Genomic DNA, 26,361 nt, shown 5'->3' on the forward strand with positions numbered 1-26,361 from the left:
GGCGCGAGGACCCAAGGCGTTGCGTGGGTTTGGGCCTTCACGCTGAAATCCTGTGTTGTTCGCATAGTTGACGCTGTAAGTTGATTGAAAACTGCGCACTGTCTGCCGGATGATGGTCTTCGCAATACAAGGATACACAGCATGGCAGATTTATTCGACAACCCGATGGGCCTGATGGGCTTTGAATTTGTGGAGTTCGCGTCGCCCACCCCCGGCGTGCTGGAGCCCGTATTCGAGCGCATGGGCTTTACCCTGGTGGCCAGGCACCGCTCTAAAGACGTGGTGCTGTACCGCCAGGGCGGCATCAACTTCATCGTCAACCGCGAACCCAAGAGCGTGGCCGGTTTCTTTGCCGCCGAGCACGGCCCCAGCGCCTGCGGCATGGCGTTCCGCGTCAAGGACTCGCACCACGCCTACCGCCGCGCGCTGGAGCTGGGGGCCCAGCCCATAGAGCTGCATCCTGGCCCCATGGAGCTGAACCTGCCCGCCATCAAGGGCATAGGCGGCGCGCCGCTGTATCTGATCGACCGGTTTGAAGACGGCAAATCCATCTACGACATCGACTTTGACTTCATCGAAGGTGTGGACCGCCACCCCGTAGGCCACGGCCTGCAACTCATCGACCATCTGACGCACAACGTCTACCGGGGCCGTATGGCGTTCTGGGCCGATTTTTATGAACGCCTGTTCAACTTCCGCGAGATCCGCTTTTTCGACATCCAGGGCGAATACACCGGCCTGACCTCCAAGGCGCTGACCGCCCCCGACGGCAAAATCCGCATCCCCTTGAACGAAGAAGCCCGCCAGGGCGGCGGGCAGATCGAAGAATTCCTGATGAAGTTCAGCGGCGAAGGCATCCAGCACATCGCCCTGATTTGCGATGACCTGCTGGCCACGGTAGACCGCCTGGCCCTGGCCGGTATGCCGCTGATGACCGCGCCCAGCGACAGCTACTACGAGATGCTCGATGGCCGCCTGCCTAGCCACGGCCAGCCTGTGAGCGAGCTGCAAACGCGCGGCATTTTGATGGATGGATCGACCGACGGTGGCGTACCCCGCCTGCTACTGCAGATCTTTTCGCAAACCCAGCTCGGCCCGGTGTTCTTTGAGTTCATCCAGCGCAAGGGCGATGAGGGCTTTGGCGAGGGCAATTTCAAGGCACTGTTCGAGTCGCTGGAACGCGACCAGTTGCAGCGCGGCGTGCTACAAAAATAGGACCGATTGTTCTAAGAAAAAAGTGCCTCCAGCGCTTATTCAATAGGCGCAACCAGCTATTTAAACAATAGCGAATCCCAAGCGCCGCGAGATGTCTGCGACAGCCTCGCGGACCGCCACCGCCATCGCGGAATCCCACGCTGCATCGAAATGGTCTTCATGGCCCAGGGCAGTGATCACCAGGGCCGCGCGGCCCTCATGGTCGAAGGCGGCAGCACTGAAGGCGTTGACGCTGGGGATAGGCCGCCCCAACGCACGGGTCACGCCGTGGGCCTTCACCTCTTGCTTGGCGGAGAGCAGCTCGGCATCCAGGTTCTGCGCACCCACCCGGTCCATGGCACTGAAACGCCCCATGGGTCCGGCCAGGGCTTCCTCCAGAATCTTGCGCGGCAGCGCGGCGGCAAACGCGCGCCCCGTGGCCGTGCCCAGCACCGACATCACCGTGCCCGCCCGCATGTTCACGTGCAGCGGTTGGCGCGCCTCGATCATGCGCACCACGGTCGGCCCCAGATTGCCCCACAGCGCAATGATCACGCTTTGGTCGGTGCGGGCGGCCAGCCCCTCGGCCACCGGTACGGCCACCTTCATCGGGTCTAGCTGGTGCAGGCAGCTCAGGCCCAACTGCAGCGCGGCAGGACCCAGGGCATACAGCCCGTCCACCTGCTGCTCGATCAAGCCCAGTTTTGAGAAGCTGACCAAGTAGGGGTGCGCCCGCGACGCGGGCAGATCTGCCTGAGCCGCCAGGTCCTTGAGCGTCATCGGCCCCGGCTGGTGAGACAGTGCCAAAAGCAAACGCCCACCCACCTCGATCGACTGCACCGCGCGCTGTTCTCGGGGTTCTGGCATGGCCATCCTTATTCTTTAGTTTGCTGATAACAAAGTATTTTGACATACGCTAATTTTTCGCTATGATTCAACAAACTGATTTGCAATTAACAAATTTACCGCCCACCCCACCACCACCATGAACACCAAAAAATTTGCCTCCCACGCCGACCTGGAAGAAAAAAACGTCACCTTCAGCCAGATTTCCGAACACGCTTGGGCTTACACCGCCGAGGGCGACCCCAACACCGGCATCATCATTGGCGACAACGCTGTGCTGGTGGCCGACACCCAGGCTACCCCAGCCATGGCAGCCGACGTGGTCCGCCGTATCCGCGAAGTGACCGACAAGCCCATCCAGTACGTGGTGATGACGCACTACCACGCGGTCCGCGTGCTGGGTGCCAGTGCCTACAACGCACAGCAAATCCTGGCCAGCCAGGACACCTATGACCTGATCGTGGAGCGCGGCCAGTTCGACAAAGACAGCGAGATTGGCCGCTTTCCGCGCCTGTTCCAGAACGTAGAAACCGTGCCGCCCGGCCTGACCTGGCCCACCATGACCTTCACCGGCAAGATGACCCTGTGGCTGGGCAAGCTGGAAGTGCAGTTGCTGCAACTGGGCCGGGGCCACACCAAGGGCGACACCGTGGTGTGGTTGCCGCAAGAGCGCACCCTGCTCAGCGGCGACCTGGTCGAGTTCGATGCCACCCCCTACGCGGGCGATGCCTACTTCAAGGACTGGCCGCAAACCCTGGACAACCTGGCCGCGCTGCAACCCGCTGCCCTGGTGCCCGGCCGTGGCCCGGCCCTGGTCACGCCTGAGCAGGTAAGTGCGGGGCTGCGCGGTACCCGCGACTTCATCGCCGACGTGCGCACCAGCGTGGAGGCCGGGGTGGCCGCAGGCAAAGACCTGCACGCCGTCTACCAAAGCACCATGGAGGCGCTGCGCCCCAAGTACGGCCACTGGGTCATCTTCGACCACTGCATGCCGTTCGACGTGACCCGCTGCTTTGACGAAGTCACCCAGTACCCCCACCCCCGCATCTGGACGGCAGAGCGCGATGTAGAGATGTGGAAGACCCTGGAAGCCTAAGTTTCAAAGACAAGAACAAGGAGACAAGACATGGCGACGATCGATTACCAAAAACTAGAATTCGCTGCTACCCACCACCCCGACCAGGACGCGGCCACCCCGGTGCGCCGCCCGGTGGTGGTGGTGGGCGCAGGCCCCGTGGGCCTGGCGCTGGCGGTAGACCTGGCCCAGCAGGGCCAGCCCGTGGTGCTGCTGGACAACGACAACACCTTGTCCAGTGGCTCGCGCGCCATCTGCTTTGCCAAGCGCACCCTGGAGATTTTTGACCGCCTGGGCTGCGGCGACCGCATGGTGGACAAAGGCGTGTCCTGGAGTGTCGGCAAGGTATTTTTCAAAAGCGAAGAGGTCTACCGCTTCGACCTTTTGCCCGAACCCGGCCATGAGCGCCCGGCCTTCATCAACCTGCAGCAGTACTACGTAGAGGGCTTTCTGGCCGAGCGTGCCGCCCAGTTGCCGCTGATCGACATCCGCTGGAACCACGCCGTCACCGGGCTGGACCAGCAGGTCGACTTTGCCCGCCTCACCATCCAAACCCCCGACGGCCCCTACCAGCTGGATGCCGACTACGTGGCCGCCTGCGACGGCGCGGGCTCGGCCCTGCGCAAACTGGCCGGGCTGGAGAGCAAGGGCCGCAGCTTTCGCGACCGCTTCCTGATCGCCGACATCAAGCTCAAAGAGGAACACAGCGGGCTGGAACTGAAGGCCGAACGCTGGTTCTGGTTCGACCCCGACTTTCACCGCAACCAGAGCGTGCTGCTGCACATGCAGCCCGACGGCGTGTGGCGCATCGACTTCCAGCTAGGCTGGGATGCCGACCCCGCAGAGGAGAAAAAGCCCGAGAACATCATCCCCCGCGTCAAAGCGCTGCTGGGCGAGGATGCGCAGTTTGAACTGGAATGGGCCAGTGTCTACACCTTCTCCTGTCTGCGCATGGCCAGCTTTCGCCATGGCCGGGTGCTGTTTGCGGGAGACTCGGCGCACGGTGTGTCGCCATTTGGCGCGCGCGGTGCCAACTCGGGCGTGCAGGATGCCGAAAACCTGGCCTGGAAACTGGCCGCCGTGCTGCAAGGCCGGGCCTCGGATGCGCTGCTGGACAGCTATGGTGCCGAGCGCGAGTACGCCGCCGACGAGAACATCCGCAACTCCACCCGCGCCACCGACTTCATCACCCCCAAGAGCGAGATCAGCCGCCTTTTCCGCGATGCCACGCTGGCCCTGAGCAAGCACCACTCCTTTGCCAGGGTGCTGGTCAACAGCGGTCGCCTGTCGGTGCCCGCCACCCTGCACGGCTCGCCGCTGAACACCGCAGACATCGACCACTTCAGCAGCCAGATGGTGCCCGGTGCCGCCGCCGTCGATGCGCCTCTGGCCGACGGCGGCTGGCTGCTGCGCGCCTGCAGCCGCACTGGCTTTACCGCCCTGGTGTTTGGCGACGATACCGCCGCCCGGTCTATCGCCCAGACAGATCTGCACGTGGTACAGGTGCCGCTCACCAACGCCCTGGCCGTACAGCGCTACGACGCCCAAACCGGCACGGTCTACCTGCTGCGCCCGGACCAGCACGTGTGCGCCCGCTGGCGTGCCCCCAGTAACACCGCCATCCGCAATGCCTGCCAACGCGCTCTGGCCGCTTAAAGGAAACGAAAAATGCAAGCCACGCTCAACACCTCCCCCCACCTGGACGCGCCCGACGATTTTTACGAGGCGCTGATCGAAGCCCACCAAGGCCTCAGCGCTGAAGAAAGCCATGCCTTCAACGCCCGACTGGTACTGGTACTGGCCAACCACATCGGCGCATTGCCCGTGCTGCGCCAAGCCTTCGCCGCCGCTGCCTGAACCCCACAACGACAAAGAGACATTTCCCATGACCACCAGACGCATCCTCCTCTCCCTGGCACTCTCCACCATGGCATGGACCGCTGCTGCCCAGGACAGCAAACCGATTGAATGGGTGGTGGGCTACGCCGCTGGCGGCGGCTCCGACGCGGTGGCCCGCGCCACCGCGGAGGCCATGGCCAAAGGCCTGGGCAGCCCCATCATCATCATCATCAACAACAAGCCGGGCGCGGCCACCAACATCGCCGCCGAATACACCGCCCGTGCCAAAGACTATGGCCATGTGATGATGACGGCCGACTTTGCCACCTTGGCGGCCAACCCGGCGTTGTTTTCCAAGCTGGGCTACAACGCCGAAAAAGACCTGGCTCCGGTTGGCTTGCTGGCGCGATTTCCGCTGCTGCTGGTGGTGGGGCCGCAGGTACCGGCCAAGAACTACAAGGAGTTTCTGGCCTGGGTGAAGGCCCAGCCCAATGGCGTGAACTACGCGTCGGCGGGCGTGGGCAGCCCCCACCACCTGGCCACCGAGTTGCTGCGCGAAAAAATGGGTGCGCCCATGACCCATGTGGCCTACCGGGGTGCATCGCCCGCCATGGCCGACGTGCTGGGTGGCCAGGTGCCGTTCATGCTGGTGGACACGGCCAGCGGCAACCAGTTTGTGCTGGCAGGCAAGGTTCGGGCCATTGGCGTGGCCAGTGCCAAGCGCATCGCCACCCTGCCCGACGTGCCCACGCTGGCCGAACAGGGTCTGCCCGACTTCGAGGCTTACGCCTGGCAGGGCCTGGCCGTGCCCGCTGGCACCCCGGCCGACACCGTGGCCAAACTCAACAAGGCCCTGGTCGAGGCACTGAACTCCACCGTCGTCAAAGCCCGCTTCCAGGCGCTGGGCGTGGAAGGATTGCCCGGCACACCTGCTCAAATGGCCAGCTACGCCAAAAGCGAACGTGAGCGCTGGGGCCGCCTGATTCGGGACAACAACATCAAAGTCGATTGATTTTTAACAAAATAGACCTCTAGCGCTTATTCCACCAGCACTAGCAGCTACACAATTTATAGTAAATCATGACCACTGCATCTTCTGTACAGCGCCACTACCAAAGCGGCTTTGGCAACGAATACGCTAGCGAGGCCGTGCCCGGCAGCCTGCCGCAGGGCCGCAACAGCCCGCAACAGGCCCCGCATGGCCTGTATGCCGAACTGGTGTCGGGCACGGCATTCACCGCGCCCCGTGCCGAAAACCGTCGCAGCTGGCTATACCGCCGCCAGCCGTCGGTGGTCAGTGGAGGCTACCAGCCCTATGTGCAGGCGTTATGGTCCAGCGGCGCCGCCGGTGGCGTAGTCACCCCGCCCGACCCGCTGCGCTGGAACCCCTTTCCCCTACCCGCAGACGGCAGCCGCGTGGACTTTGTCGATGGCCTGGCCACGCTGGTGGCCAATGGCGATGCCGACGCGCAAGTGGGCATGGCGGCAATGGTGTATGCCGCCAACACCTCCATGCAGCAGCGCGCACTGGTCAATGCCGATGGCGAGATGCTGCTGATCCCCGAGCAAGGCCGCCTGGTCATCACTACCGAGCTGGGCGTGCTGGACGTAGCACCAGGTGAAATCGTGCTTATCCCACGCGGAATCGCCTTCAAGGTGGGGCTGCCCGATGGGGTGTCCCGTGGCTACGTTTGCGAAAACTACGGTGCGCCGTTTCGTCTGCCCGAGCTGGGGCCGATCGGCTCCAATGGCCTGGCCAACGCCCGCGACTTTTTGGCCCCGGTGGCGGCGTTTGAAGGGGATGTCGGCGGCTACGAAATCGTCAAGAAATACGGCAGTCGGCTCTGGCACAACCAGCAGCCTGGCACCCCGTTCAACGTGGTCGCCTGGCACGGCAACCTAGCACCGGTGAAGTACGACACAGCGCACTTCATGGCCATCGGCTCCATCAGCTTCGATCACCCCGATCCCAGCATCTTCACCGTGCTGACCAGCCCCAGCGACACGCCCGGCACGGCCAACTGCGACTTCGTGATCTTTCCGCCGCGCTGGATGGTGGCCGAAGACACCTTCCGCCCGCCCTGGTACCACCGCAACCTGATGAGCGAATTTATGGGGCTGGTGTACGGCCAGTACGATGCCAAGCCCGAGGGCTTCAAGCCCGGTGGTGCCAGCCTGCACAACTGCATGGTGCCGCACGGCCCCGACGCAGCCGCCTTTGACCAGGCCAGCCACGCCGTACTGCAGCCGCACAAGCTGGACAACACCCTGGCCTTCATGCTGGAGAGCCGCTACCGCTTTGTACCTACCGCCTTTGCCATGCAAGGCGGCATGCTGGACACCGCCTACGCCGACTGCTGGAGCAGCCTGCCGGACAACCACGTCAACCCATTTACGAAAGCCACCGCATGACCTCCCCACTCGACACAAGCCACGATGCAAGCCTGCAAAGCTGGGTTGCATCCGCCAACCACCCGGCCAGCGACTTCCCGATCCAGAACCTGCCGTTTGGCCGCTTCCGGCAACAAGGCGACTGGCGCATCGGCGTGGCGATTGGCGACCAGGTACTGGACCTGCGCGCCGCCGGGCTGATCGACCACAACGACATGCAGCGGCTGATGGCGCAACCCCACGCCGCCCGCCGCAGCCTGCGCCAGGCCCTGGTGGCCGGTCTGCAAATCGGCAGCCCCCAGCAAGCCCCGTTCCAGGCTGCTCTGCACGCCCAGGCAGACGTAGAGCTGGGCCTGCCCTGCGAGATCGGCGACTACACCGACTTCTACACCAGCATCCACCACGCCACCACCATCGGCAAGCAGTTGCGGCCCGACAATCCGCTACTACCCAACTACAAATGGGTGCCGATTGGCTACCACGGTCGGGCCTCCAGCATCGTGCCCAGTGGCAGCAGTTTCAAACGGCCCAATGGCCAGACCAAGACCCCAGACCAGGACACGCCCAGCTTCGGCCCGTGCCGCCGCCTGGACTACGAGCTGGAGCTGGGCCTCGTCATTGGCCAGCCCAATCCGATGGGTGCCCCGATTGCGATGGCCCAGGCCGAAGAGCATGTGTTTGGCGTGGCCCTGTTCAACGACTGGAGCGCGCGCGACGTACAGGGCTGGGAATACCAGCCGCTGGGCCCGTTCCTGTCGAAAAACTTTGCCAGCGCACTGTCGCCCTGGGTGGTGACGCTGGATGCGCTGGCCCCGTTCCGCGAAGCCTTCCAGCGCCCAGCCAGTGACCCCGCACCGTTAAATTACCTCTCCTCGCCCACCAATACTACGCAAGGCGCTATCAATATTGAACTCGAAGTGTGGATACAGACAGCGCAGATGCGGGCCGCTGGCCACGCGGGCGACCGCCTGTCGCAGTCCAACTACCGCGATGCCTACTGGACCGTGGCCCAGCTGGTGGCACACCACACAGTCAACGGCTGCAACCTGCGCGCGGGCGATCTGTTTGGCACCGGCACGCTGTCGGGCCCCTTGCCCGCGCAGGGCGGCTCGCTGATGGAGTTGAGCGCGGGCGGCAAGCAGCCTATTGCCCTGTCCAACGGCGAAACCCGCACCTGGCTAGAAGACGGGGACACCATCATCTTGCGCGGCTACTGCGTGCGCGAAGGCTTTAGGCGCATCGGCTTTGGCGAATGCCGGGGCACGGTGCTGCCTGCAGTGGCGGTATAGAGATGCTGGCCCTGCACACCTACTTTCGCAGCTCCGCCGCCTACCGGGTGCGGATTGCGCTGGGCCTGAAAGGGCTTGCCTACGAATCAGTCCCGGTGCATCTGCTGAAAAACGGCGGCGAGCAGCGCAGCGATGCCTATCTGGCCATCAACCCGGCCGGTCTGGTGCCCACGCTGGTGCACGACGGGCAGGCGCTCACCCAGTCGCTGGCCATCATCGAATATCTGGAAGAGCGCTGGCCGCAGCCCGCATTGCTGGGCGCGAATGCGCTGGAGCGGACCCACATCCGCGCCCTGGCGCTCGACATTGCCTGCGAAATCCACCCGCTCAATAACCTGCGGGTGCTGAACTACCTGGGCGCAGAAATGGGCCTGGACAGCGCGCAAAGGAACCGCTGGTACCGGCACTGGACCGAAACCGGCCTGGCCGCCGTAGAGGCACGGTTGCGCCAGACATCGGGGCTCTTCAGCGTGGGCGATAGCCCCACCCTGGCCGACTGCTGCCTGGTGCCCCAGGTGTTCAACGCCCAACGCTTTCACTGCAGCCTGGAGCACGTGCCCACCTTGATGGCGGTGCACGCACGGTGCGCCAGTCTGCCCGCGTTTCAGCAGGCAGCCCCACAGCAGCAGCCGGACGCAGAGTAAGCCCGACTGGTGCAGAACTTGCGTTGGGTTTAAGGTTTCCTCCTTTACTGCTACCGCCGCCATGCAAGCCCAACCCTCCCCCCACGGCTCCGCCCTTTCGTTCGAGAACTGGCTCGGCCACATCAACACGGCATGCGGTGCCTTTCAGGCCCGCGTCCAGGGGGAGGCCTTTCGCGGCAGCTTTGATGCTGTGGAAAGTGGGGTCGTGCGCCTCAGCGTGGTGGAAGGTATGCACACTCGCCTGTACCGCAGCCAAATCGACGTGGGGCGAGGTGATGACCAAAAGTTTTTTGCCGTGCTGCAATTGCAGGGGCAGTGCGGGATGGAACAGGGCACGCAGCAGGCCGCACTCAGTCAGGGCGACATCGTCCTGCTAGATGCCGCCCGGCCCTGCAGCATTGTGCTGGGCGCACAGTCCCGGCAGGTATCGCTGCTCCTGCCGCGGCAGACGGTACTGCGCCAATTGCCTACGGGTCGTGTCGCGTGCGCGCAGCGCATTCCAGCGCATTCGGCGGTGGCCATCGTGGCGGGTGCCTTGATGCACGCCACCTTATCGCAATCCCAGGCGGGACTGGCCGTGCAGGAAGGGGAAGCCGTGCTGGACGCGCTGGTCACGCTGCTCAAGCCCGCCATCGGCCTGGCAGGGGCCACACAGCGCGATGCCGAAGATGTGCACCAGCGCATGTTTCGCAAAGCCTGCGATGCCATCGACGCGCACCTGGTCGACGAAAACCTGTCTCCGCAATGGATTGCCCAGCGTATCGGGGTTTCGGTGCGCAGCCTGTACCGGATGTTTTCTGGCCAGGGCCTGGTGGTGGCGCAGTACATCAAAAACCGCCGCCTGGACCAGTGCGCACAGGCATTGCAGCAGTCCGCGTGCCATGAAAAGCTGTCCACCCTGGGCTACAGCTGGGGCTTTGCCGACTCCAGCCACTTTTCATCGGCGTTCAAAACGCGTTTTGGCGTGCCTCCGGGCGAATACCGCCGACGCTGCCACGGCTGACCCTAACCGCCTGCTTTGGCAGGCAGGCACAGCCAATTGGCAGGCGCAACAAAGTCCGGCCAGGCCAAGCTGCCTAAGCTGTGGGTCATCGCAGTGGAGCCTTGCAACAACGGCTACCGCGCGTATTTTTGACCCACCCACGATGCTGAAAGAAGCCGCTATGTTCAAACCCCATCACCCCCCCGGCGGGCACACTGTCCGTGCTCTTAGCCTGGCTCTCGGCCTGGCTCTGGGTACAACCGCCCTGTGGGCCCCCTCCGCCCAAGCCCACGGCAGTGCAGCCACCATGGTGCCGATGCAAAAGACCCTGGAGGCCTTTGGTGCCACGGTGCGCTGGGACAACTTTGCCAACCTGTACACCATCACCCGCAACAGCACCACGGTGCGCGTCAAGCCCGGCTCCAAAACGGCCCTGGTGAACGGCAAGCCGCTGACGCTGGAGGTGCCCCTGGTGTTGCGCAAGGGCCAGGCCTACGTAGCGCAAGGCTTCATCAACCAGGTGTTCCAGTCGGGCCTGGACACCACCTTTGTGGTGGAGCGCACACCCAGCCCGCTGAACCCGCTCACCGCCGCTGAAATCCAGGCCACGGTAGACATCCTGAAGGCCTCGGGTCGCTACCAGGCGGGCTACCGTTTTACAGAGATCAGCGTCAAAACCCCGCCAAAAGACCAGGTCTGGAACTTTGCCCTGACCGGGCAAGCCGTAAAGGCACCGCGCCAGGCGGCATTTGTCATCCTGGACGGAAAAAAGGTGATCGAGGGCTCGGTGGATCTGGCAGCGCGCAGTGTGGTTGGATGGACAGAAGTGGAAGGCGCGCACGGCATGGTGCTGCTGGACGACTTTGCCACCGTGCAGGCGGCCATTGAAGCCAGCCCTGAGTTCGCCCAGGCCCTGGCCAAGCGCGGCATCACCGACGTGAAGAAGGTCGTCGGCACGCCACTGACCGTAGGCTATTTCGACGGCAAGGATCTTCTGCAACAGGAAGACCGCTTGCTCAAGGTGGTCAGCTACCTGGAGGTGGGTGATGGCAACTACTGGTCCCACCCGATCGAGAACCTGGTGGCCGTAGTCGATCTGGTGCAGAAAAAAGTGGTCAAGATTGAAGACCAGGGTGTCATTCCGGTGCCCATGAAGGCCACGCCATTTGATGGCCGCGACCGCAAGGCCACCACCGCGCCCAAGCCACTGGAGATCACCGAGCCCGAGGGCAAGAACTACACCATCACCGGCAACACGCTGCACTGGCGCAACTGGGACTTTCACCTGCGGCTGGACTCGCGCGTCGGACTGGTGCTGTCTACCGTAACCTATAACGACAAGGGCACCAAGCGCAAGGTGATGTACGAGGGCTCACTGGGCGGCATGATCGTGCCCTACGGCGACCCGGATGCAGGCTGGTACTTCAAGGCCTACCTGGACTCGGGCGAGTACGGCATGGGCACGCTGACATCCCCTATCCAGCGCGGCAAGGATGCCCCTGAAAACGCCGTACTGCTGGAGGCAACGCTGGCCGACTACACCGGCAAAGCCGCCACCGTACCCAACGCCATCGCCGTGTTCGAGCGCTATGCAGGCCCCGAATTCAAGCACCAGGAAATGGGCCAGCCCAACATCAGCGCCGAGCGCCGCGAACTGGTGGTGCGCTGGATCAGCACGGTGGGCAACTACGACTACATTTTTGACTGGGTGTTTGCCGAAAACGGCACCATCGGCATCAATGCCGGAGCCACCGGCATCGAGGCAGTCAAGGGTGTGAAGTCCCGCACCATGGCCGATGCCACCGCCGCCGAAGACACCCGCTACGGCACGCTGCTGGACCACAACATCGTAGGCACCACGCACCAGCACATCTACAACTTCCGCCTCGACCTGGATGTGGACGGCGAGACCAACACCCTCACCGAAGTGGACCCCGTGGTGCTGCCCAACACACGGGGCGGCCCCCGCACCAGCACCATGCAAACCACCACCCGCACCGTGGCCACCGAGCAAGAAGCGGCACAAAAATTCGACCCGGCCACCATCCGTCTGTTGAGCAACACGGCCAAGACCAACAAGGTCGGCAACCCGGTGTCCTACCAGCTCATCCCCTATGCCGGTGGTACCCACCCCATCGCCAAGGGAGCCAACTTTGGCAAGGACGAGTGGATCTACCACCGCCTGAGCTTCATGGACAAACAGCTATGGGTCACCCGCTACAACCCCGACGAAATGTTTCCCGAGGGCAAGTTCCCCAACCGCTCCAAGACCGACACCGGCCTGGGCCAGTTCACCGCCAACAACCAGTCCATTACCAACACCGACGACGTAGTCTGGCTGACCACCGGCACCACCCACGTCGCCCGTGCCGAAGAGTGGCCCATCATGCCCACCGAATGGGTGCATGCCCTGCTCAAACCCTGGAATTTCTTTGACGAAACGCCCACGCTAGGGCTGAACCAGCCTGCCAAGTAAAGGCCCAGCCCCCCCGTCGCCAACACCCGGCGCTGGGGACTGCAAAAAAATAGATCTACAAGAAACAAGAAACCCACCATGTACGCTGCCCACATGACCATCGGCGGTCACGCCGTTTCCGCCACCTCGGCATTCGATGTGCACAACCCGTCCACCGGCAGCATTGTCGGCACGGCCCCCAACGCCAGCCTGGCCGACCTGGATGCCGCCGTGGCAGCGGCGCAGGCAGCCTTTCCTGCCTGGTCTCGCAAGCCGGACGACGAACTGCAGCAGGCGTGCCGAGCCGTGGTGGCAAAGCTCGCGGCCCACGCCGAGGAGCTGGCGCAACTGGTCACGCTGGAGCAAGGCAAACCACTCAACGGCATGGGTTCTCGCTGGGAGCTGGGCGGCGCGCAGGCCTGGGCTGGCTACACCAGCGGGTTGGCGCTGCCCATGCAGGTATTGCAAGACGATGCCCAAGGCCGGGTGGAACTGCACCGCAAGCCCCTGGGGGTGGTGGGCTCCATCACGCCATGGAATTTTCCGCTGATGATCGCCATCTGGCACGCCATGCCCGCGCTGCGCACAGGCAACACGGTGGTCATCAAACCCTCGCCCAACACCCCCCTGGCGACCCTGCGCATGGTGGAGCTACTCAACGAGGTGCTGCCTGCAGGTGTGCTCAATTGCGTTACCGGGGACGACCGGGAGGGCAGCATCGGTGCAGCCATGGCGGCCCACGCGGGCATACGCAAGATAGTCTTCACCGGCTCCTGCGCGACCGGTCAAAAGGTGATGCAGTCTGCGGCCCGGACCATGAAGCGCCTGACATTGGAGCTGGGCGGCAACGACGCAGGCATTGTTCTGCCCGATTGCGACCCCAAGGCCATCGCCGAGGGACTGTTCTGGGGCAGTTTCCTCAATAGCGGGCAAACCTGTGCAGCCATGAAGCGCCTGTATGTGCACGACAGCATCCACGACGCAGTGTGCGAACACCTGGTGGCTTACGCCAAAACCGTCCCAATGGGCGATGGCATGACCGAACACAACTTGCTGGGCCCGGTGCAGAATCGCATGCAGTTCGACAAAGTGGCGGCACTGGTGGCCGATGCCCGCAAGAGGGGCGACTTGCTGTTGGGTGGCACACCGGGCGACGGCCTGTTCTTCCCGGCCACCATCATCGCCGGGCTGAAAAACGGCGATGCCCTGGTGGACGAAGAACAGTTTGGCCCGGCCTTGCCGGTGGTCCGCTACACAGATATCAACGAGGCCATACGCGCTGCGAACGACAGCCCCAACGGCCTGGGCGGATCGGTATGGTCCAACGACATAGCGCATGCGAAGCAGGTGGCCCGCCAGATGGAGTGCGGCTCGGTGTGGATCAACAAGCACGGCGCCATCCAGCCCAACGCCCCATTCGGTGGCACCAAGTCCTCCGGGATGGGCGTTGAATTTGGCGAAGACGGCATGCTGGAGTACACCGACCCGCAAGTGGTTTTCTGCTGACCCTCAAACGCACACAGACGGTACTCAGATCGCGACCAAGACGCTACCTGACTTCGCAGTCGCGCAGCAGCCCCAGCGCCGCTTCAAAGTCAAAGCCCTGCACCGCATCGCGCAGGGCGGTAAAGCTGCCCGGAAACGCCGCCTGCAGCAGGCCTGCATGGGTGTCCAGCAGATCGACGGCATCGCCTTCATCGTTCTCCAGCAGGGCCACCAGTTGGTCGCACACGGTGCGCAGTTGCTCGGGGTCTACTTCCACCGGTGGCGACACCACCGCAGCGGGCAGGCGGCGCTGCAATTGGGTCAACAGCGCATGCAGCGGCTGTACCACGGCCAGCGCCAGCATTTGCACCATGTCCATCGGCACGCGTTTGCGCAAGGCATCTTCGAGCTGGCCCGCATGGATTTGCAGGTCGGCGGCACCCAGGCTGCCCGACACGCCTTTGCAGGTATGGGCCAGGCGCTCGGCCTGGGCGTAGTCGCCTGCGTTCAGCGCGGCTTGCAATTGGGTTTCCAGGTCTTTCTGGTTGCGTACAAAGAGGCGCAGCATCTCCAGGTACACCTTGGGTTTGCCGTTGGCGCGGCGCAGGCCCAGGGCCGTGTCCAGCCCGTCGATGGCGCCCATGCCGTCCAGCACGGCCTGCTCTGGCGATGCCACAGGCACTTGCGGGGCCGGACTGCTGGGCACAGGCACAGGTCGGATCCGCTGGTGCGGCGGCACCCAGCGCAGCATGGCCGACCACAGCGCTTCGGGGGCGATGGGCTTGGTCACCACGTCCCACATGCCGGCAGCCAGGCAGGCATCCTTGTCCTGCTGCATGGCGTTGGCGGTCATGGCGATGATGGGCAACTGGGCATGGGCGGACAGCTGGCGGATGGCGCGGGTGGCGGTCACGCCGTCCATCACCGGCATCTGCATGTCCATCAGCACCACATCAAAGGCTTTGGCTTGCACCTTGTCGAGCGCGATCTGGCCGTTTTCAGCCACGTCCACCACAAAGCCCGCCGATTCCAGCAGTTCGCGGGCCACATACTGGTTGAACTCGTTGTCGTCCACCAGCAGCACATGGGCTCCGGTGATCGTGGCCAGCCGGTCGGTCAACGGGCCTGCCAGGTCCTGGCGCTGCGCGGGCGGGTGGGCTTCGCCCTCCAGCGCCGCACGCAACACCGCGTGCAGCGACGCGGTGTAGATCGGCTTGACCAGCACGCCATCCACCTCGCCCGCCTGCATCTGCTGGCCCAGCTCGTCGCGGCCAAAGGCGGTGGCCATGACCAGCCGGGGCCGGGGCGAAAGCTGCAAGCCATGGATACGGCGGGCGGTTTCCAGCCCGTCCATACCCGGCATCTTCCAATCCAGAAAAACCAGATCTATCGCCCGTCCATTCAGCGTAGCAAGCTCTATTTTTTGTAGCGCCTCCACACCCGATGCCGCGCTCTCCACCTGCAGCGGCAAGCCCGCCAGCATCTCGCACAGCAGGCCGCGGGCATGGGGATGGTCGTCCACCACCAGCACCCGGCGGCCTTGCAGCTCGGCAGGATCCCAGGCGCTGCTGTCGGACACGGCCTGGGCGGCATCCACCATGCCCAGATCGGCGGTAAACCAGAAGCTGCTGCCCTGCCCCGGGGTGCTGGTCACGCCCACCTGGCCGCCCATCAGCTCGGCCAGTTTTTTGGAGATCGACAGGCCCAGCCCGGTGCCGCCGTACTTGCGGGTGGTGGACGCATCGGCCTGGTGGAAGCTTTGGAACAGGCCGTCGATCTGGGCCGGGGTCAGGCCGATGCCGGTGTCCTTGACGGCAATATGCAACTGGATGCGGCCATTCTGGGGCGGTGTCTGGACCCGTACCACCACGCTGATGTCGCCTGCATCGGTGAATTTGACGGCGTTGTTGGCAAAGTTGATGATGATCTGCCCCAGCCGCAACGGGTCGCCCAGCAACTGGCGGGGTACGTTGGGTGCCACATCGAACAAAAACTCCAGCCCCTTGTCGATGGCCTTGCCCGACACCAGGTTGGACACATTGGCCAGCAGCCCGTCGAACACAAACGGCACCTGCTCCACCTCCAGCTTGTCGGCTTCGATCTTTGAGAAGTCCAGAATGTCGTTGATGATCCCGAGCAAATGCTGGGCCGAAATGGCTACCCGCTCGATGTACTGGTATTGGCGCGGGTTCAGGTCGGTCTGCAGCGCCAGTTGCGACAGGCCGATGATGGTGTTCATCGGGGTACGGATCTCGTGGCTCATGTTGGCCAGGAAGGACGACTTGGCCTTGGAGCCCTCTTCGGCCAGCAGCTTGCTCTGCTCGACCTGGGCCATCATCTCCTTTTGCCGCTCGTAGGCAGCACGCAACTCGGCCTCTGAGCGCTCGCCGCGCGCCAGGTCGTCGGCCAGGCGGTTGGCGATCAGCGCAAAGCTCTTGCCCACCTCGCCAAATTCGTCCTTGCGGTCGATGGGCAAAGCCATTTGGGTATTGGTGTCGTGGTGGCCCGCCGCCCGGGTCAGGGCCTGCTTCAGCGCATCGATGGGGCGCAGCACCAGCACCTGCATGCCATAGGACAGCGCCCACACCAGCAGCATCACCAGCAGCACCATTTCCAGTACCCGGTCCCACACCAGCTTGCGCAGCGCTGTCTCGATTTCTTCGTGGGTGGTCACCACGGTCACGATGCCCAGCGCCTGCACTGCGCCATCGCGGTCAATGGACAAGGGGAATTCCAGCACGTCTTCCAGGGCCGGCTGCTTGCCCGCCTGGCCGGACGCGGCACTGGCAAAAGGCGCGGCACCCTTTTCTTCACGGACCACGATGCTCAGCACCGGGGGGTGGATCTCGGCGGCCAGGTTGCGGTCCAGCGTCTCTTTGTCCAGCCGCCACATGGGCGAGGCCAGATTGATCTCCAGGCGCTGCTGCAGCGCGCTGCGGCTGGCCTCATAGCGCTCCAGCAACTGGGCGCGGCTGTCGGTATAGGACAGCACCCCAAACACCCCCAGCAGGCCCGACACCAACAGGGCGAACAGCAAGTTAAGCCGAAATCGGATGCTGTGTCGATTCACGTCGTTGCTGCCCCTGTGTCCCTCGTCTGGAGGGAGATTTGATAGATCGCCTTCTCGTTAGCGCGGCACTCCCATGCGTTGCCTGAAGTCGGATTGCATCTTCGCATACTGGCCACTGGCTTTGAACTCCAGCAAACCGGCCTCAAAGAGATCGGCCATGCGCTTGCCGTCCGGGTGTACCTTGGAAAAGTTGAGCCAAAACCCGTCTTTGCTGATCAGGCCCACCTGCTTGATCTTGCCCTTCATGCTGGCATCTTTCTGGATGCGCAGCATGCCCGGCATGGTGTTCAGAATGACGAACTGCACCCGTTTGGCCACCAGCATCTTGAGCAGATGGTCGTCAGAGTTGGCTTCAAACCTCTTGATTTTCTTGTTCTGCATGAAGTCGGTCGGGTAGGTATAGCCGGTGGTGATGCCCACCGTGCTGCCCTCCAGCCCCGGCGTGGTCAGGCCCGACTGGGTAGATTCCGACAACGCAAAAATCGCCAGATCTTCTTCAAAGATCGGGGTTTTGTGCCAGTGAAACTCGTCTTTGTTTTCCTCCGTGATGGTGGTATCGAAGCAGGCCACGGCCTTACCGGTCTTGGCCATCTGCAGGCAGCGCACAAACGGCACCGCCTCAAATTTCACATCCACCCCTTTGAGTTTGAACACCGCCCGCACCAGATCGGGCGAAAACCCCTCGGGCCCCGACTTGTCGGCCTTCATGGACGAGTACGGTGCCCAGTCGTCCTCGGCGGCAATGGTGATGGTGGGGTTCTGGGCAAAGGCAGCAGATGCAAGGCCTAAAGCACACAGGCCAAGCTGCAGGCGCTGGAAGAAAGACATGGCGGGCTCCTTGACACAGCATGACAACGCCATCAGGCACCGCTACTGTGGCCCTAGGCACCATGCTGCTGTCAGCCATTCTGTAACAATTTGAGACTAAATGGCAGTGTTTTTACGCGAAAATATCCACCCGTCTCGGGTTTATACGGATGCCAAAACCGTGCGCCGCACTTTCCGGACATTGAACGCGCTGGCAATCAGCACGCCCTGCACCACCGCCAGGCCCATGAACACGGCGGAATACTGCTGGTGGTCCATCAACACCCCAAACACCAGCGGCGAAATCGCCTGGCCGATGTCCAGCCCCGAATACACCACGCCGTACACCCGCCCGGTGGCGTTGGCCGGTGCGGCGCGCTTGACGATCAGGTCGCGCGACGGCCCGCCCGTGCCCGCAGCAAAGCCCATCAGCCCGAACAGCACTGGCACGCTCCAGGCCGGCACGTCGGCAAAGCCCAGCGCCAGCGCAATCGACGCGGCAAAGCCAAAACCCACGCCAATCACCCGCTCGCAGCGCGCCGGGTCGGCCGCCAGAAAGCCGCCCAGCACCATGCCGCCCGCGCTGCACAGCATGTAGACCGACAGGCACAGGGCCACCAGGTCCAGCGGCACGTTGTGCAACTGGCGCGCCGCCTCGGGGGCAAAGGCCTGCACCACGCTCAGGGCCATGGCGAAGCAAAAGAAGAAGCCAAAACACATCCACACCGCCGGAATGCGCAGAAAGCCCATGCTGCCACCCTCCAACTGCGCGGTACTCGCCTTGGTCGGCGCCAGCACCGGCAACTCCAGCTTGTCGCGGTAGACCCATAGCACCAGCAGCACCGCAAAGGCCAGCGCCCCCGCGCAGACTAGCGCGGTGCGCCAGCCAAACGCCAGCGTTAGCGGCACCAGCATGGCCGGAGCCAATGCCCAGCCCAGGCTGCCGGTAATGCCGTGCACGCTATAGGCGTGGCCCAGGCGCGGCGCACTGATCTTGCGGTTCAGCAAGGTGTAGTCCACCGGGTGGAACACGCCGTTGCCAATGCCCGCCAGCACCGAGAAAGCCGCCAGCATGGCGTAGCTGGTGCTGATGGAAAAGCCAAACGCCGCCAGCCCCAGCAGCGCCAACCCGGCAAACAAAATGGGCCGCGGGCCAAACTTGTCCACCACAAAGCCCGAGGCCATCTGCACCGCGCACGACACCACAAAAAAGATGCTCATCAGCAGCCCCAGCTCAGCATAGCTGGCGTGGAAATCGTCTTTCAGCCACGGAAACAGCGGAGCCAACAGCAACTGGCTGAAATGGCTGATCATGTGCGCCCCGCCCACCAGGCCGATCACACCGGCCTCCTGGCGCAGGCTGGGGGATGGCGGTAAGGAGGTACTGGCAGTGGTCATGCAGCGATCGTAGTGGGGGCGGTAATTTTCTGGAATACTGCATAAAGACAGCTTTCAGCGAATACCAGACAAAAAGCGTATGCCCCGCAAATCCGCCACCTCACCGGTCAACCTGGACGATGCCAACAGCTTCGCCCCCTCACCGCAACGCCCGCTGCGCAGCCGCGCCCGCACCCTGCCGGTAGACGCGCATTTCGAGCCGCACCAGCACGCCTGGGCGCAACTGGCCTACTGCGACAGCGGGCTGATGCAGGTCACGGCCAGCGACGCGGGCCAGCACAACAGCTTCATCGTGCCGCCGTCGCGGGCGGTGTGGATTCCCGCCAACATGCCGCACGCCGTCACCGTACTGGAGCGCGCCCACCTGCGCACCGTGTACATGGACATCTCGGCCACGCCGCCGGGCTGGGCCGGGTGCCGCATGCTGGTCATCTCCACCTTGCTGCGCGAACTGATCCATGCGCTGGAAGACACCGTCCCCAGCCCCCGCGAGGACGCGCTGATGCTGCTGATCCTGGAAGAAATTCGCCTGGCCCACACCCACACCCTGCGCGTCAGCCTGCCGCAGGACAAGCGCCTGCGCGCCCTGTGCGATGCGGTGTTGCGCGACCCAGCCCGCCAGGCCACGCTGGCCACCTGGGCCGCCGACTTTGGTGCCAGCGAACGCACCGTGGCCCGGCTGTTCCGCGAGCAACTGGGCACCACCTACCTGCAGTGGCGGCAGCAGGCGGTACTGGCCCATGCCCTGCCTCTGCTGGCGCGCGGGGTGTCGGTAGGCCAGGTGGCAACCGCCTGCGGCTACGCCAGCGACAGCGCGTTTGCCGCCATGTTCAAAGCCGCCATGGGCCAGTCGCCCAGCCAGTTCCAGGGCAGCACGCAGGCTGTGTAGGCACCGTCCTAGCTTCTGCGCCTACGCACCGCAGCCATCCCCGCCAGACCCAGGCCCAGCAGCGCCAGCGTGCCGGGTTCGGGCACGGCGTTGGGCACGTCCAGCACCAGGTTGTCCATCAGCATGCCGTAGGACGCATAGCCCGTGAACTCCAGGCTCTCCAGGTTGGTAAAACCGGTCAGCGCCTCGGTGGTCCACGCGTCCCCGGTTGCCAGCGAGGCGGTGACTGTGCCGCCGCCCAGTAGATAGCCCACCAGATCGACGCGTCCGTCCACATCACCCAGCAGGCTATTGGTCAGGTCCAGGCGGTACAGCGAAAAAGGCGACTCGCCCGCCAGGGTGATGGCGGTGCCCGGGGCGCAAAACGGGCTGTCCATGCTGCAAAAAGCGTAGCCCGCGGTGCCGTTGGAGTGTGCGGTCGTGTCCTTCCCGTACACCACCGCGCTGTAGCTCCCCGCCGTGCTGGAGAACGTGAAACCCTGGGTGCTGAAAGGCGAGCCCGGAAGGGCATTCAGGTCGCTCACCACGCCCTCGAAATCGAGGGTCACGGGGCCCGCCACCGCACTGGCGCAGTGCAGGCCCAGTACGCTTACGAGCATGGCAGCAAGAGAAAGATTTTTGAGAAAAAGCATGTATTTTCAACGTTCCAGGGAAATAAAGAAGGATTCATGTGCGCGCCGAGCTGGACGCGCCGGTATTTTGCATGTAGGGCATAACGGAAAAAGCACCAATACAGGGTCTCAACCGCAGACAAAATGCAACTTGCGCGAATGCCACGCCGCCAGCGCGCATGGGCTGGACCAATCCTTAAAACCTGTTCCTAGACGCGCCTACCGCACCCCCGCCCCGCGCACTTCCAGCCGCACGCTGTCGAGCACCGTGCCCTGGGCATTGCGGATCTGCACCACGTGGCGGCCTGGCCAGGGCAGCCACTGGACGCTGGGGCCCTGGGCGAACGGTTTGCCGTCGATCCACCAGCGCAGGCCCGCACCGATGGCCTGCAGGTCCACCCGCTGGCGGTGGGGGGGGATGTCGGGGTCCAGCGCGAAGATGGTGCCGGTGGCGGGGCTGGTGATGCGGGCGGGGCTAGTTTTTAAGTCTTTTAAGCCTCTAGCGCTTATTCCATTAGCGCTAGCAGCTACGGAATGCATAGCAAACTGATTTTGCTGTGTGCCCTGCACAAACCACTCATCTCGGGCCGCCTCGGTGCCGCCAAAGGCCACCGACTGCTGCACCACGCCGGGCGGTGCAGCGGGCGCGCGGCTGGGCTGGCGGGCGTGCAAAAAGTGCATCGCGGCGGCCCAGATGGGTGCGGCGCCCGTCGTGCCGCTCACGTCCCACATCGGCGCGCCGCTGGCGTTGCCCACCCACACGCCCACGGTGTAGGCCTGCGAGTAGCCCACGGCCCAGTTGTCGCGCATGTCCTTGCTGGTGCCGGTTTTCACCGCCGTCCAGAAGCGCGTGGCCAGCACGCTGTCGCTGCCAAAGGTGCGGGCGCGGGCCAGGGGGTCGGCCAGGATGTCGGTTGTGATGAAGGCGGCGCGCGGGTCGAGTGCAGGACGGAATTGGGGTTTGGGATTGACGGTGAACGTGGTCGCACTGGCCCGCCCGCCATTGGCCAGGGCGCGGTAGGCGTTCGTCAAATTGAGCAACGACACCTCGGCACTGCCCAGCGCCAGGCTGTAACCGTAGAAGCCGCCCGATTCCTTCAGCGGCAGGCCCAGCGCCACCAGCTGGTCGTGGAAAGCATCGGGCGACACCATCACCAGCGTGCGCACTGCCGGCACGTTGAGCGACGCACCCAGCGCCGTGCGGGCCGACACCCAGCCCTTGAACTGGTGGTCGTAGTTTTGCGGGATGTACAGGCCGCCCGCGGTGGGGATGTGGGTGCTGGCATCTTCGATCAGCGACGCGGCGGTGATGCGGCGCTCGGCAATCGCTTGCGCGTAGAGAAACGGCTTGAGCGTGGAGCCGGGCTGGCGCAGCGCGGTCACGCCGTCCACCTCGGCGGCTGCGCTCAGCGTACCGCTGGAGCCCACCCAGGCCAGCACCTCGCCGCTGGCGTTGTCCAGCACCACGATGGCCCCGTCTTCCACGTGCCGCCCTTGCAGTTCGCGCAGTTGCTGCTGCAAGTTTTGTATGGCGAATCTCTGCAGCGGAGCGCGCAGGCTGGTGGTGACTGTCGGACCCTTTGCGACCAGCCTGGCCAGGTGGGGCGCAATGCCCTCGTTGCTGTCAAACGCCTTGCGCTGCACGGCGGCGGCGGTGAACAGGTCCAGGCCCGTGCAATCCGCCTTCGCCTCCACCGCCTGCAGCACGCCGCAAGCCCGCTGGGTGAGCTGGGCCAGTTTGGCATTCGGTGCGCGCACCAGGGCCACGGCAACCGCCGCCTCGCGTGCGTCCAGCCCATGGGCGGCCTTGCCGAACAGGGTGCGGCTGAGTGCGTCTATGCCCACCAGCTCGCCCCGGAAAGGCACCAGGTTCAGGTAGGCCTCCAGAATCTGGTCCTTGCGCCAGCCGCCTTCCAGCGCGTTGGCCGACACGGTCTGGCCGATCTTTTGCACCACGCTGCGCCCGCCCGCGCTGGGCTTCAAGTCGGTATCCAGCAGCCCGGCCAGTTGCATGGTGATGGTGGACGCGCCCCGGGTTTTGCGGTTCCACAGGTTGGCCCAGGCGGCGGCAGACACAGCCTGCCAGTCCACCCCGCTGTGTGCATAAAAGCGCTTGTCTTCGCTCAGCACCAGCGCCGTACGCAAGGCGGGCGACACGTCGGCCAGCCCCACCCACTGGCCGCGCCGCACGCTGGTGTCGGTGCGCAGGCGTTGCAGCAGCTCGCCATGGCGGTCCAGCACCAAAGTGTCAGACGGGCGGTAGTTGCTTTTTATAGTGTAAAAAGTGGGCGTAGCGCTTATTCCATCGGCGCAAGCAGCTACTAAAAACGCAGCAAATACCCGGTGGATGCGCATTGCCTGAGGGAGAAGCGCTTCAGTCTGCCGCGTGCAGCTCTTGCACCACGGCGGCCACCGAGGCGGTGTCGGGCAGGTGCGACAAGGCCCCCACCAGCTCGTCGCGCACCTGGGCGATGTGGGCCTCGAAACGGGTCGCGTCCACGCCCAGCGCGCTTGCGATGGCCTGCACGTGGCTGCGCTCGGCGGCACTCAGGCTGCCGTCGGCATAGGCGGTCATCAGGCACATCAGCACCACGGTGTCGGCAAATTCGGCATCGCTTGGCAGCAGGCTGCGGGCATCGAAGGCGCTGGAATCCATGGCCAGGGCGGTGGCCGTAGTCGGCATGTCGGCGCTGCGCGAACTCTCGTAGAACTGGCCGATCAGGGCCGCCTCTGCGGGGTGGATGCCGTCTACCAGCGCCACCGAGAGCATGGCCTGGGTAAGCTGGGCGACTTGGGCGGGGCTGAGGTTTTGGTCGAGCATGGGGGTCTCCTGAGGGGTTGTATTAGCGGGCCAAGGCGCGCCGTTTGGCGGCCAGCAAGTTGCTTTGGATGTCGGCCACGGCCATGTCGCGGTAGCGTTTGGGCAGCATGCTGCGGCGCGAGGTTTCGGACACGGCCAGCAGCTCCATGAATTCGATCATGTCGCGCTCTTGCGGCGGCATGAAGTCCAGCGCGGCGGCAGCGAGCACGGCGGCATCCAGGGGGCTGGCCTGGTTGCGGGCCAGCTCCACGGCCAGCAGGGCCAGGGCTTCCAGGTCGGCATTGGAGTAGCCGCCCAGGGTGTCGCACAGCACCAGCAATTCCTCGGTGCTGGCGGTGCAGGGTTCCCCGTAGCGGCCCAGCACGGCCTGCAGTACCTGGGCGCGTTCTGCCGCCGAGTCGCAGTAGAAGAACGGGATTTTGCGGTCGAGTCGGCCCGGGCGTTTGATGTCGCTGTCGAGCTTGTCGGGGCGGTTGGTCAGCATCACAAACAAGACCTGGCCGCGGTTTTCGGTTTCGGCCATGAACTCTTTGAGCCGGGCGATGACGCGCGAGCTGGTGCCATCGTCCCCCCCCTCCCCGCCACCGGAGCCAAAGCTGCGGTCGCCTTCGTCGATGATCACCGCGATGGGCCCCATGGCCTTGACGGTGGCCAGCACGCGCTCCAGGTTGGCCTCGGTGGAACCCACCCACTTGGAGCGGAAGTTCTTCAGCGCCACGGCGGACAGCCCGGCTTCTTTCAAAAACGCCTTGATGACAAAGGTCTTGCCCGAGCCCATGGGGCCCACGGCCAGCAGGCCCATGGGGGTGAGCGTGGTTTCGCCCGCCTTGAGGTTTTTGGCAATGGCCAGCAACTCGTGCTTGATGTTCTCGTGCCCGCCCACTGCCGCCAGGCCGTGCTTGGGCTCGATGAACTCGATCAGGCCCGCGCATTCTTTCTCGATCATTTCGCGCTTGCGGGCGTGGATGACCTTGAGCACTTGCTCGTTGGCATCGCCCACCGGCAAGGCTTTTTCAGGCTCTATGAGTTTGGTGATCTCGGCCGGGGTCATGCCCGCGGTGATGGTGGCCAGCGTGGTGGCGCGGGCTTGCGCATCGGCCGTGCCCTGCAGCAGTTGCAGGATCAGCGTGCGCCGCTCGGGCTCGCTCAGGCCGTGGCCTTCGGAGCTGGCCATGATGCTGGCCAGTTGCACGGTACGCAGGCCGCCGGTGCGCTCTGAAAACAGCGTGACTTGCTGCGCGCTGAGCTTGGGCGCCAGGTGGGCGATGACCTTGTGGCGCAGGGCCAGGTCGGGCATGGGGATTTCGATGGCCGCCACCTTGGGGTTGGACAGCAGGCCGGGGTTGATGGCGTTGAGCGACTCGGTCACCAGGATGGTGATGTTGTCGCCGGTGGTGAGGCTTTTGTCCAGCGACCAGCGGTGGAAGGCCAGGTAGATCTGCCGGTCTTGCGGGGCCATGAAGCTGGGGTCGCCAGCAGGCAGCAGCGCGTCGGCATAGGGCACGATAACGGCGGTGGACTGCTCGGTGCGCATCTGGTTTTCCAGCGCGTGCAGGGCGGGCAGCAGCTCCAACGCATCTTCAGGCGGGCGGGTGGAAGAGCCACTGAGGGTGCGGATGCCGCGCTCCAGGCTCACCTCTACCACGTGCTTCTTGGTGTCTTTGAACAGCTCGGCCAACAGGAAGGACTGCAGGGTGTGCAAGGTCTCGCCGACCAGAAAGTTGTCGAACACATTGCGGTACAGCACGAAGGTGGAGGCCTCCCCGGCCAGGTACTTCTGGCGCAGGGTTTCCGCCCAGCGGGGCAAGGTATTGCGTGGCGCGCCGGACATCGCTTAAAGCGTTTTGGTGGGTGCGGCCTGGGCGGCGGCGCGGGCCTGCTTCAGGGCATCGAGCTGGGCCTTGGCGGTGACGCTGGCGCTGCTTTGGCGCAACTTGTTCAGGCGCACATCCAGATCAGAGTTGTGCAGCTCCGAGCCCAGGCTGGCCTGGGCCACCTGGCTCTTGATGTGGTCGCGCACGGCACCCAGGGCCTGCACCTCGGCATCCACCGACAGGCCGTCGAGCTGGCCCTGGATCTTGATGCGCGCCTGGGCGCTGTGCATCTGGGCCAGCATGCGGTCTTTTTCGGCCTTGAGTTTGTCGATCTCGGTTTTGACCTGCATCAGCGAGTCTTTGGCGTTGTCGGAATCGGCGGTGGCCTGGGCAGCATCGGCGCGCAGCTCGGTCAGAGCGGTGTCGACAGCGTTTTTCTTCTGGATCAGCACCACGGCCAGGTCGTCCTGGTTGGTGGCCAGCGCGGTTTCCAGGTCGGCGCTGACGCTGGCGAGCTCGCGCTCTGCGGCCTCCAGCCGCGAGGTGATGTCCTGGCGGCGGGCGATGATGGCGCCGGTGGCCGCCTTGAGCTGGGTGTACTTCTGGATCATCGACGCGATGGCGTTCTGGTAGGCGATCTCGGGGTGCTCTTTCTCGATGTCGGACACCCACAGGGAGATGAATCCGGTCCACAGATTGCTCAGACGGGCGAAGATTGCGTTGTTGGCCATGGAATGCTCCGGTTGGATTG

The 26,361-nt window shown here is 64.2% G+C and carries 21 protein-coding genes; 12 read left to right on the forward strand and 9 right to left on the reverse strand.

The window, feature by feature from the left end:
• The first annotated feature begins 141 nt into the window (after window positions 1–141).
• A complete protein-coding gene (gene hppD / locus AC097O_RS01380; protein ID WP_479591094.1) occupies window positions 142–1,215 on the forward strand; it encodes a 4-hydroxyphenylpyruvate dioxygenase in 1,074 nt (357 codons plus the stop codon).
• 60 nt (window positions 1,216–1,275) lie between these two features.
• Here hppD and AC097O_RS01385 read toward each other — a convergent pair whose 3' ends face one another.
• Window positions 1,276–2,061 carry an IclR family transcriptional regulator gene (locus AC097O_RS01385; RefSeq protein ID WP_479591095.1) on the reverse strand — a complete coding sequence of 262 codons (786 nt, stop codon included), beginning with the start codon at window positions 2,059–2,061 and terminating at the stop codon, window positions 1,276–1,278.
• Window positions 2,062–2,179: 118 nt separating this feature from the next.
• On the opposite strand from AC097O_RS01385, the gene AC097O_RS01390 reads away from it, so the two are divergent.
• The 10 genes from AC097O_RS01390 (at window position 2,180) to AC097O_RS01435 (ending at window position 14,221) form a co-directional block, all read left to right on the forward strand.
• The gene (locus tag AC097O_RS01390) at window positions 2,180–3,136 is read left to right on the forward strand and encodes an MBL fold metallo-hydrolase (RefSeq protein ID WP_479591096.1); all 957 of its coding nucleotides are present in this window, start codon (window positions 2,180–2,182) and stop codon (window positions 3,134–3,136) included.
• 30 nt (window positions 3,137–3,166) lie between these two features.
• Window positions 3,167–4,771 carry an FAD-dependent oxidoreductase gene (locus tag AC097O_RS01395; RefSeq protein WP_479591097.1) on the forward strand — a complete coding sequence of 535 codons (1,605 nt, stop codon included), beginning with the start codon at window positions 3,167–3,169 and terminating at the stop codon, window positions 4,769–4,771.
• Between the two features lie 12 nt (window positions 4,772–4,783).
• Window positions 4,784–4,972, forward strand: a complete 189-nt coding sequence (locus tag AC097O_RS01400) for a DUF2783 domain-containing protein (protein ID WP_479591098.1) — start codon at window positions 4,784–4,786, stop codon at window positions 4,970–4,972.
• Between the two features lie 28 nt (window positions 4,973–5,000).
• Window positions 5,001–5,966: a Bug family tripartite tricarboxylate transporter substrate binding protein gene (locus AC097O_RS01405; protein WP_479591099.1), complete on the forward strand. Its 966-nt coding sequence runs from the start codon at window positions 5,001–5,003 to the stop codon at window positions 5,964–5,966.
• Between the two features lie 68 nt (window positions 5,967–6,034).
• Entirely contained in the window at window positions 6,035–7,366 is a 1,332-nt protein-coding gene (hmgA, locus tag AC097O_RS01410) for a homogentisate 1,2-dioxygenase (RefSeq protein ID WP_479591100.1), read from the forward strand.
• A complete protein-coding gene (gene fahA / locus AC097O_RS01415; protein ID WP_479591101.1) occupies window positions 7,363–8,634 on the forward strand; it encodes a fumarylacetoacetase in 1,272 nt (423 codons plus the stop codon). Before hmgA ends, fahA begins: the two co-directional genes overlap by 4 nt.
• A 2-nt stretch (window positions 8,635–8,636) precedes the next feature.
• Window positions 8,637–9,278: a maleylacetoacetate isomerase gene (maiA, locus tag AC097O_RS01420; protein WP_479591102.1), complete on the forward strand. Its 642-nt coding sequence runs from the start codon at window positions 8,637–8,639 to the stop codon at window positions 9,276–9,278.
• Between the two features lie 61 nt (window positions 9,279–9,339).
• On the forward strand, window positions 9,340–10,281 hold the full coding sequence (gene feaR / locus AC097O_RS01425; protein ID WP_479591103.1) for a transcriptional regulator FeaR: 942 nt from the start codon (window positions 9,340–9,342) through the stop codon (window positions 10,279–10,281).
• Between the two features lie 160 nt (window positions 10,282–10,441).
• Window positions 10,442–12,736 (forward strand): primary-amine oxidase, encoded by a 2,295-nt coding sequence (gene tynA / locus AC097O_RS01430; protein ID WP_479591104.1) that lies wholly within the window; start codon window positions 10,442–10,444, stop codon window positions 12,734–12,736.
• A 78-nt stretch (window positions 12,737–12,814) separates the two neighbouring features.
• Window positions 12,815–14,221, forward strand: a complete 1,407-nt coding sequence (locus AC097O_RS01435; protein ID WP_479591105.1) for an aldehyde dehydrogenase family protein — start codon at window positions 12,815–12,817, stop codon at window positions 14,219–14,221.
• A gap of 43 nt (window positions 14,222–14,264) precedes the next feature.
• Here the strand turns inward: AC097O_RS01435 and AC097O_RS01440 are convergent, their stop codons facing one another.
• The 3 genes from AC097O_RS01440 to AC097O_RS01450 all read right to left on the reverse strand — a co-directional run bounded on the left by AC097O_RS01440 (window position 14,265) and on the right by AC097O_RS01450 (window position 19,475).
• Window positions 14,265–17,237: a hybrid sensor histidine kinase/response regulator gene (locus AC097O_RS01440; protein ID WP_479591106.1), complete on the reverse strand. Its 2,973-nt coding sequence runs from the start codon at window positions 17,235–17,237 to the stop codon at window positions 14,265–14,267.
• Window positions 17,238–17,327: 90 nt separating this feature from the next.
• Window positions 17,328–18,098, reverse strand: a complete 771-nt coding sequence (locus tag AC097O_RS01445) for a substrate-binding periplasmic protein (protein ID WP_479591107.1) — start codon at window positions 18,096–18,098, stop codon at window positions 17,328–17,330.
• Window positions 18,099–18,239: 141 nt separating this feature from the next.
• Window positions 18,240–19,475, reverse strand: a complete 1,236-nt coding sequence (locus AC097O_RS01450) for an MFS transporter (protein WP_479591108.1) — start codon at window positions 19,473–19,475, stop codon at window positions 18,240–18,242.
• Between the two features lie 79 nt (window positions 19,476–19,554).
• Here AC097O_RS01450 and AC097O_RS01455 point away from each other — a divergent pair, with 79 nt between their 5' ends.
• Window positions 19,555–20,364 (forward strand): AraC family transcriptional regulator, encoded by an 810-nt coding sequence (locus tag AC097O_RS01455; RefSeq protein WP_479591109.1) that lies wholly within the window; start codon window positions 19,555–19,557, stop codon window positions 20,362–20,364.
• Window positions 20,365–20,372: 8 nt separating this feature from the next.
• Here the strand turns inward: AC097O_RS01455 and AC097O_RS01460 are convergent, their stop codons facing one another.
• The 5 genes from AC097O_RS01460 to AC097O_RS01480 all read right to left on the reverse strand — a co-directional run bounded on the left by AC097O_RS01460 (window position 20,373) and on the right by AC097O_RS01480 (window position 26,341).
• Window positions 20,373–20,963, reverse strand: a complete 591-nt coding sequence (locus AC097O_RS01460; protein WP_479591110.1) for a PEP-CTERM sorting domain-containing protein — start codon at window positions 20,961–20,963, stop codon at window positions 20,373–20,375.
• A gap of 231 nt (window positions 20,964–21,194) precedes the next feature.
• Window positions 21,195–23,330: a penicillin-binding protein 1C gene (pbpC, locus tag AC097O_RS01465; RefSeq protein ID WP_479591111.1), complete on the reverse strand. Its 2,136-nt coding sequence runs from the start codon at window positions 23,328–23,330 to the stop codon at window positions 21,195–21,197.
• 19 nt (window positions 23,331–23,349) lie between these two features.
• Window positions 23,350–23,796: a TerB family tellurite resistance protein gene (locus AC097O_RS01470; RefSeq protein ID WP_479591112.1), complete on the reverse strand. Its 447-nt coding sequence runs from the start codon at window positions 23,794–23,796 to the stop codon at window positions 23,350–23,352.
• Window positions 23,797–23,818: 22 nt separating this feature from the next.
• Window positions 23,819–25,627 carry an AAA family ATPase gene (locus AC097O_RS01475; protein WP_479591113.1) on the reverse strand — a complete coding sequence of 603 codons (1,809 nt, stop codon included), beginning with the start codon at window positions 25,625–25,627 and terminating at the stop codon, window positions 23,819–23,821.
• Between the two features lie 3 nt (window positions 25,628–25,630).
• Complete coding sequence (locus AC097O_RS01480) at window positions 25,631–26,341, reverse strand: PspA/IM30 family protein (protein WP_479591114.1); 711 nt, start codon at window positions 26,339–26,341, stop codon at window positions 25,631–25,633.
• Window positions 26,342–26,361 lie beyond the last annotated feature (20 nt).

It is taken from the genome of Rhodoferax sp. LS1P39, from assembly GCF_056521425.1.

What these genes read in the sequence shown, in the direction of transcription:
- hppD (WP_479591094.1), top strand. Translation starts at nt 142, where the DNA reads ATGGCAGATTTATTCGACAACCCGATGGGCCTGATGGGCTTTGAATTT.
- AC097O_RS01385 (WP_479591095.1), bottom strand. Translation starts at nt 2,061, where the DNA reads ATGCCAGAACCCCGAGAACAGCGCGCGGTGCAGTCGATCGAGGTGGGT.
- AC097O_RS01390 (WP_479591096.1), top strand. Translation starts at nt 2,180, where the DNA reads ATGAACACCAAAAAATTTGCCTCCCACGCCGACCTGGAAGAAAAAAAC.
- AC097O_RS01395 (WP_479591097.1), top strand. Translation starts at nt 3,167, where the DNA reads ATGGCGACGATCGATTACCAAAAACTAGAATTCGCTGCTACCCACCAC.
- AC097O_RS01400 (WP_479591098.1), top strand. Translation starts at nt 4,784, where the DNA reads ATGCAAGCCACGCTCAACACCTCCCCCCACCTGGACGCGCCCGACGAT.
- AC097O_RS01405 (WP_479591099.1), top strand. Translation starts at nt 5,001, where the DNA reads ATGACCACCAGACGCATCCTCCTCTCCCTGGCACTCTCCACCATGGCA.
- hmgA (WP_479591100.1), top strand. Translation starts at nt 6,035, where the DNA reads ATGACCACTGCATCTTCTGTACAGCGCCACTACCAAAGCGGCTTTGGC.
- fahA (WP_479591101.1), top strand. Translation starts at nt 7,363, where the DNA reads ATGACCTCCCCACTCGACACAAGCCACGATGCAAGCCTGCAAAGCTGG.
- maiA (WP_479591102.1), top strand. Translation starts at nt 8,637, where the DNA reads ATGCTGGCCCTGCACACCTACTTTCGCAGCTCCGCCGCCTACCGGGTG.
- feaR (WP_479591103.1), top strand. Translation starts at nt 9,340, where the DNA reads ATGCAAGCCCAACCCTCCCCCCACGGCTCCGCCCTTTCGTTCGAGAAC.
- tynA (WP_479591104.1), top strand. Translation starts at nt 10,442, where the DNA reads ATGTTCAAACCCCATCACCCCCCCGGCGGGCACACTGTCCGTGCTCTT.
- AC097O_RS01435 (WP_479591105.1), top strand. Translation starts at nt 12,815, where the DNA reads ATGTACGCTGCCCACATGACCATCGGCGGTCACGCCGTTTCCGCCACC.
- AC097O_RS01445 (WP_479591107.1), bottom strand. Translation starts at nt 18,098, where the DNA reads ATGTCTTTCTTCCAGCGCCTGCAGCTTGGCCTGTGTGCTTTAGGCCTT.
- AC097O_RS01450 (WP_479591108.1), bottom strand. Translation starts at nt 19,475, where the DNA reads ATGACCACTGCCAGTACCTCCTTACCGCCATCCCCCAGCCTGCGCCAG.
- AC097O_RS01455 (WP_479591109.1), top strand. Translation starts at nt 19,555, where the DNA reads ATGCCCCGCAAATCCGCCACCTCACCGGTCAACCTGGACGATGCCAAC.
- AC097O_RS01460 (WP_479591110.1), bottom strand. Translation starts at nt 20,963, where the DNA reads ATGCTCGTAAGCGTACTGGGCCTGCACTGCGCCAGTGCGGTGGCGGGC.
- pbpC (WP_479591111.1), bottom strand. Translation starts at nt 23,330, where the DNA reads ATGCGCATCCACCGGGTATTTGCTGCGTTTTTAGTAGCTGCTTGCGCC.
- AC097O_RS01470 (WP_479591112.1), bottom strand. Translation starts at nt 23,796, where the DNA reads ATGCTCGACCAAAACCTCAGCCCCGCCCAAGTCGCCCAGCTTACCCAG.
- AC097O_RS01475 (WP_479591113.1), bottom strand. Translation starts at nt 25,627, where the DNA reads ATGTCCGGCGCGCCACGCAATACCTTGCCCCGCTGGGCGGAAACCCTG.
- AC097O_RS01480 (WP_479591114.1), bottom strand. Translation starts at nt 26,341, where the DNA reads ATGGCCAACAACGCAATCTTCGCCCGTCTGAGCAATCTGTGGACCGGA.